This window comes from Bifidobacterium pongonis (assembly GCF_019331805.1).
In the GTDB taxonomy this organism is placed as follows: Bacteria; Actinomycetota; Actinomycetes; order Actinomycetales; family Bifidobacteriaceae; genus Bifidobacterium; species Bifidobacterium pongonis.
Genome location: NZ_JAHBBE010000034.1, coordinates 25,448 through 31,528, shown reverse-complemented (window position 1 = coordinate 31,528; position 6,081 = coordinate 25,448). Strand labels below are relative to the sequence as shown.

At 63.6% G+C, this 6,081-nt stretch carries 5 protein-coding genes; all 5 read right to left on the bottom strand.

Annotated elements, in window-relative coordinates; all coding sequences use genetic code 11:
* Positions 1-121: 121 nt before the first annotated feature.
* Positions 122-853, bottom strand: a complete 732-nt coding sequence (locus KIH75_RS08350) for an LAPAL motif-containing putative phage structural protein (protein ID WP_236028166.1) — start codon at positions 851-853, stop codon at positions 122-124.
* Between the two features lie 82 nt (positions 854-935).
* Positions 936-2,174 (bottom strand): tyrosine-type recombinase/integrase, encoded by a 1,239-nt coding sequence (locus tag KIH75_RS08345; RefSeq protein WP_219056283.1) that lies wholly within the window; start codon positions 2,172-2,174, stop codon positions 936-938.
* 205 nt (positions 2,175-2,379) lie between these two features.
* Complete coding sequence (gene ychF / locus KIH75_RS08340) at positions 2,380-3,474, bottom strand: redox-regulated ATPase YchF (RefSeq protein WP_219056282.1); 1,095 nt, start codon at positions 3,472-3,474, stop codon at positions 2,380-2,382.
* A 378-nt stretch (positions 3,475-3,852) separates the two neighbouring features.
* Entirely contained in the window at positions 3,853-4,653 is an 801-nt protein-coding gene (proC, locus tag KIH75_RS08335) for a pyrroline-5-carboxylate reductase (protein WP_219056281.1), read from the bottom strand.
* 87 nt (positions 4,654-4,740) lie between these two features.
* Positions 4,741-6,078 carry an alpha/beta fold hydrolase gene (locus KIH75_RS08330; RefSeq protein WP_219056286.1) on the bottom strand — a complete coding sequence of 446 codons (1,338 nt, stop codon included), beginning with the start codon at positions 6,076-6,078 and terminating at the stop codon, positions 4,741-4,743.
* Positions 6,079-6,081 lie beyond the last annotated feature (3 nt).

The following is a 6,081-nucleotide window of genomic DNA, read 5'->3' as shown; positions in this document are numbered from 1 at the left end:
GTTCCGTCTCCTGGCTTCCAATCGCGGTTTTTTGTTTTGGCGAATGAAAATCGTACACAGGACGCGGGCCATGCCCTCCTGCGTCAGGGCCGGAATCCGAAAGTGCGCAAGATTTCGGACGTTATCCGATCTCGCACCAGAATTTCTCGTCGCCCTTAGAGAATTTCCATTTGCGTGACTGGAATTGGATGGTGTCGATCTGCAGCGTGGTGGTTTCGGCGGATGGTTCGATCGGCTGATCGGAGAGTGTCAGGTCGGTCATCGATTCGGACGCGTCTCCCGGTACTGTCGCATCGTTCCCGCTGTCCTTGTGGATGAAGCGCACTGGGTCGTATCCGTCCTCGGATGCGGGTTTCGTGGCGGCGCCCAGGTCGTTGATGATCTTGCCGTCGCATGCGGCGCGGTAGCTTCTGAGGCTCGCGCTGAGCTTCGCCTTTCCTATCTGCAGGTCGATCTGCGTCTCGTGCTGTTCCACGACCTCGTGTTCGCCGGGTTTGACGGTTCCGGTCTGCTCGTGTCTGGTGAGGAGTATCTTGAGCACGTCTATGATGCCGGAGGCGAGGTTCACCACGTCGATGGTCTCGCCGCCCTGGCCGAGGCTGATTGCGGTTCCGAGTATCTGCAGGATCACGTCGAAGGAGCCGGCCTTGGTGGCCGTGATGCGCACGTCGAGGTCGGCGAACGGGCAGGAGAGCTCCTTGTATCTGTCTATGGCGTCGGCCAGTCCGATGAGCGCCGGGGCGAGGTCTCGGACGCTCATGGAGTGCTCGTCGACGGACGGTCCCGAGAAGTAGACCTCCATGGTCGTGGACTGCGTTTCCGATTCGCGCGTTTTTCTCTTCAGCAGGCTCATACTCGTATTCTATCCTTCGGGAGTTTCGGGGAGAAATGGGGGGGCTCGGCCGACCGCGGCATGCAGGCGGCCGGGCCTTGCCTTATTCGTCGATGACCTCGGCCTCCACGGTCTCGCCGCCCAGGTCGGGGATGGCCTGCGCCATGAGGCGGCCGAGGGATGCGGCGTCGCGGTGCGTGTAGCGCATGGTCATCTGCATGCTGGTGTGGCCCATGACGGCTATGCGCGCGTCGTCCGGCATGTTCGCCCGTGCGGCCATCGTGGCCATCCAGTGCCTGGCCGAGTGGATCCTGACCTGCGGGAGCCCGGCCGCCTTCAGGGCCTTGCACCATTGGTAGCGTTCGGTGCTCGAGCAGACGGGGTTGCCCCGCGCGGACGTGAACACAAGCTCCCGGCTCCCGATGCCGTTGTCCCCGATCCACTTCCACAGGCGCTCCCACAGGCCGCCGCTGACGGGCACGAACCGTTCGGCGGCGGGCGTCTTCGGGGTGGTGAGCCACAGCGAGCCGGTGAGGTGGGTCGCTTCCAGCCAGTTGGGGATCTCGACCTCGCCCGGCCGTCCGTAGCGCTGGATCTGCTGCCGGACGTGGATGCCGGGCTGGCCGTCGCGCAGCTCCAGCTCGTACGGCATGAGCGCGTACCGCTCGCCCTCCCTCATGCCGGTCTCGAACGCGAGCTCGAACAGGAGGGCCCACATCTCGAGGTCCTCCTCCGTGCGCCGCGGCCCGCGTCTGGCCTGCGGCATGGAGGCCGCGGCCTCGATCATGCGCCTGGGCTGGTCGGGGCCGAGCACGTCCACCACGCGCCGCTCGACCCTCGGCGGCTTGACGCGCCTGCATGGGTCGATGGGGATGAGCTCCTCGAGCTCGGCCTGGTCGAGCACCATCTTGAGGCTCACGTAGTGGTCCTTGAGGGTGCTGGGCGCGAGCCGCTCCCCCAGCACGCGCATGCAGCGGCGGATGTGCTCGGGCGTGAGGTCCTTCAGGCGCACGCGGCCGATCACGTCGCAGCACGCCTTGAGCCTTCCGGCGCGGGTGCGGTAGGTGGTCGGCTTGACGCGCGTGCGGTAGTCGGCCAGCCAGCGCTCCACGTAGTCGGCCAGGTACGGGCTCTTCCCGCCGGGCAGCAGGCCCGTGCGCTCCAGCTCCTCGAGCTTCGCATTGAAGCGCGCCCTGGCATCGGCCTTCGTGCGCCCCCTCGCTTCGAGGATGCGTCGTTTGCCGGTGGCCGGGTCCTTCCCCAGGTCTTTGCGGAAACGCCAGACGCCTTTCCCGTCCTTGAACACGCTGCCTGATCCGGGTGTTCTTTTTCTCGTGGCCATGGTTTCTCCCTTTCGTTGAGGGAGTGCCTTCGCATGCCGTTCCAGCAGCCCCCGCAAGAGCACTCTAAAAGCACTCAAGCGATGGCAACAGCCGCCCGAGACGTGGCGAAAACGGCCATGTTCCGCGAGTTCGAAAAAGGCGCGTTCCCACCGTTCCCGGAATCGGAAACCGTTGGAAACACGCCGTTTTCAACAACTCAACACGTCACTTGGACACGTTAAATTTGAACTCCACGATGTCGCCGTCCTGCATCACATAGTCGCGGCCTTCCTGGCGGAGCTTGCCCTCCTCCTTGATGGCTGCCATGGAGCCTTCAGCCGCCACGAAATCGTCATAGGACACGATGTCGGCCTTGATGAAGCCTTTTTCGAAGTCGGTGTGGATCACGCCGGCGGCCTGCGGGGCGGTGTATCCCTTGTGGATCTGCCATGCGCGCACTTCCTTCTCGCCTGCGGTGAGGAAGGTGGACAGCCCCAGGGTGTCGTAGCCGACGCGTGCCAGCTGGTCGAGGCCGGATTCCTCCAGTCCGGCGTCGGCGAGCATTTCGCGGGCATCGTCCTCATCCAGTTCGGTCAGATCGGCTTCGAACTGCGCGTTCAGGAAGATGGCCGGGGCCGGGGCCACGGATGCGGCCAGGCGCGTCTTGAGCTCATCGTTCTGCAATTCGGAGTCGTCCACGTTGAACACGTAGATGAACGGCTTGGCGCTCATCAGGTGCAAGTCGTACACGGAATCCTTGTCGAAACGGCCTTCGCGCGCGGCCTTATCGAGTGTTTCGCCGCCTTCGAGAATCTCCTTGGCCTGCTTGACGGCATCCATGTACGCCGGTTCGATCTTCTTGCCGCGCAGATCCTTCTCCAGCTTCGGCAGCGCGTTCTCGATGGTCTGCAGATCGGCGAGGATGAGCTCCGTGTTGATGGTGTCGATGTCGTCGGCCGGGTCGACCTTGCCGTTGACGTGCACGATGTCGTCGTCTTCAAAGGCGCGCACGACTTCGCAGATCGCGTCGGCTTCGCGGATGTTGGCGAGGAACTTGTTGCCCAGGCCTTCGCCTTCCGAAGCGCCCTTGACGATGCCTGCGATGTCGACGAACGTCACGGTGGCAGGCACGATCTTCTCGGTGTGCACGAGCTTGGCCAGCACGGGAAGGCGGTTGTCCGGCAGCGGCACGACGCCGGTGTTCGGCTCGATCGTCGCGAACGGGTAGTTTTCCGCAAGCACGTTGTTGCGGGTCAGTGCATTGAACATGGTGGACTTGCCAACGTTCGGCAGTCCGACAATTCCGATAGTAAGAGACATGATTCCTTACCTTACAACCACCAGCCTATGAACCCCGCGCGTCGCGGCCGGTCGCGGGACGAACCGTGGCAGATTCGGGCACCCGGCAAATACTAGGTGGCTTATATATGGCACCAAAACGTCGTTATCCCGAGTATCAGCCGCGGAATTCCAACATCCATACTCGCGATATCCCGCCAACAGTGCCATATATAAGCCACCTGGTTTTTTCAACAGGCCGAAATCTGCCATAAATAAGCCGGGTACCGGCCCCACGGGCCGGTACCCGGCATCAATCAGCCATGTTCGGCGCCCTGAGCCCCATCATGGAACGCCAAAGCACCCGGGCAAGCCCACTCACAGGCCAACCGTCTCGCCGACCAAGCGCAACCGCCCGGCTCACTGCTCGATGGCATCCACCGCCTTGATGATCGCTCCGCGGAACGCGCTCTCCTCCAACGAGGCGACACCCTTAATCGTGGTGCCGCCGGGCGAGCACACCGCGTCCTTCATCGCGCCCGGATGCGTTTCCGTCGCCAAATACAAGGCTCCCACGCCCTCCACCATCTTCGCCGCCAGACGGTAGGCCGTCGCACGCTGCAGACCGTACTTCACACCCGCGTCGGCGAGCGCCTCAAGGTACATGTCGGTGAAGGCGGGCGCGCACCCGGCCACGCACATGGCGATGCCCATGTGGGCGGAGTCCACGCGTTCGATGAGGCTGATCGGCCCGAACAGCTTTTCGAAGGTTTCGTTCTGGCTTTCGGTCAGCGTGTTGTCGGTTTCGGTGACGAGCACGCCCTTGCCCACGGCCATCGGCGTGTTCGGGATGGTGCACTGGATGTGCACGGCGTCGAAGCGTTCGCCGAACAGGTAACGGTATTTGGTCAGGTCCCATCCCGCGGCGATCGAGACGACGAACTTGTCGTCTTCGGCGAGCGTGGCGACGATGGGTCCGATCACGTCTTCGATCTGGTAGGGCTTGATGGCGATGACGACCACGTCCGCGGCGTCGGCCACTTCGGCCGCGGTGCGCACGGCGCGTACGCCGAGTTTGGCGGCGTTGCGTTCGAGCTTGTCGTAGTGTGCCGCGCAGGCGACGATGTGGTCGCCGTCAAGCACGCCGGCGCCGATCATGCCTTGCGCGATGGCCTGTGCCATGTTGCCGTATCCGATGAATCCGATGATGGGGTTGCTCATGGGGGTTTCCTTCCCTGCCTTCCGTTGTGGAGGGCGACAGTTCGTGGGTGGGCTGAACGGTCCAGAACGGTCTGAACCCGGAACGGTTCAGAACAGTTCCTTCAGATCGCCGCGGTTCAACGCCTCGGTGTAGATGTGCTTGAACACGGTGGTGCCGTGCAGGCCGTCGTGTTCGAACTCGTTGGTGGTCCAGTAGTGGGAGTTGCCGACGCGCGAAAGCGTGTCGAGCTGCAGCCCGGAGTCGACGTACATGTCGTCGAAGTACACGGCCGCCTGCAGCGGCACTTCGTTGCGGGCCAGCTGGTCGGCGTCGTAGATGGTGCCGAAATGCGTGTCCTCCATGAGAACGTCCATGGCGGGTTTGAAGGGGCGCAATGCGGTTTCCTGCTCGAACATCCAGGGGAACATCGCCTCGCCGGTGAAGTTGAGCGGCCTCTCCCCCGCGCCGAATTCCGGGTGCTCGTCGCGCACGCGCTGCGCGGCCCAGCGGATGGGTTCGTCCAGTTCGCCGTCGGCGTAGATGAATTCCTGCAGCGGCCAGTACAGCGGGCGCGACGCGGTGGCGTTCATCACCTTGGCGAGGAATTCGTCGGACAGTTCGGCGTCGGCGCTGGCGGAGCCGTCGCCGTCGAGGAATGCGTCGTCGAGGATCCAGTGCACGCGTTCGAAGCTGGGTTTCATGCCGAAGTCGGATCCGAGCGTCTGGAGCCGTTCGACGGTGAGTGGGTCGCCGTTGGGCATGATGGGCGTTTCCTCGGCGAGCTTGTCGGCGAGCGCGGCGACGCGTTCGACGTCCTGCGGGTAGCGTTCGTAGAATTGCGCTGTTTTGCGTGCCATGCGTGGGAAGGTGTGGCGGTACACGTCGGCGGCGTCGGCCGGGACGTGCGGGACGCCGCCTGTGGTGAAGCTGGCGATGATCCCCTGTGGGAACAGGGACAGGTAGGTCAGGGTGAGGAAGCCGCCGTAGCTTTGGCCGAGCGTGACCCAGCGTCTGCCGCCGAATTCGGTGCGGCGCAGGTGTTCGAAGTCGCGCACGATGGAGTCGGCGAGGAAATGCTTGAGGTATGCCGCGCCCTGCTTGCCGTCCATTTTCTTCATGATGTGGGTGTCGACGCGCGAGGAGCGTCCGGTGCCGCGCTGGTCGGGCAGGATCACGTGGAAGTGTTTGATGGCTTCTTCGATCCAGCCGTCGGAGGTCGGGTCGTTGAGTCTCGGTCCGCTGCCGCCGGGGCCTCCCTGCAGGAAGACGAGCAGCGGCAGGTCGTCATGCACGTGTTCCGGCGCGCTGACCACGCGGTAGAACAGTTTGATTGTTTCCCCGTCGAATCCTTGGCCGGGCGTATGGCCGGACCAGTCGAGGGGCACGTCGATGGAATGGTCTTCGATTGCCAGACCGGGCACATAATAGTTCGCAAGCATCGTCATGGC

Bases quoted from the DNA above. Each gene is read 5' to 3' on its own strand.
- KIH75_RS08350 (WP_236028166.1), bottom strand. From the start codon at position 853: ATGAGCCTGCTGAAGAGAAAAACGCGCGAATCGGAAACGCAGTCCACG.
- KIH75_RS08345 (WP_219056283.1), bottom strand. From the start codon at position 2,174: ATGGCCACGAGAAAAAGAACACCCGGATCAGGCAGCGTGTTCAAGGAC.
- ychF (WP_219056282.1), bottom strand. From the start codon at position 3,474: ATGTCTCTTACTATCGGAATTGTCGGACTGCCGAACGTTGGCAAGTCC.
- proC (WP_219056281.1), bottom strand. From the start codon at position 4,653: ATGAGCAACCCCATCATCGGATTCATCGGATACGGCAACATGGCACAG.
- KIH75_RS08330 (WP_219056286.1), bottom strand. From the start codon at position 6,078: ATGACGATGCTTGCGAACTATTATGTGCCCGGTCTGGCAATCGAAGAC.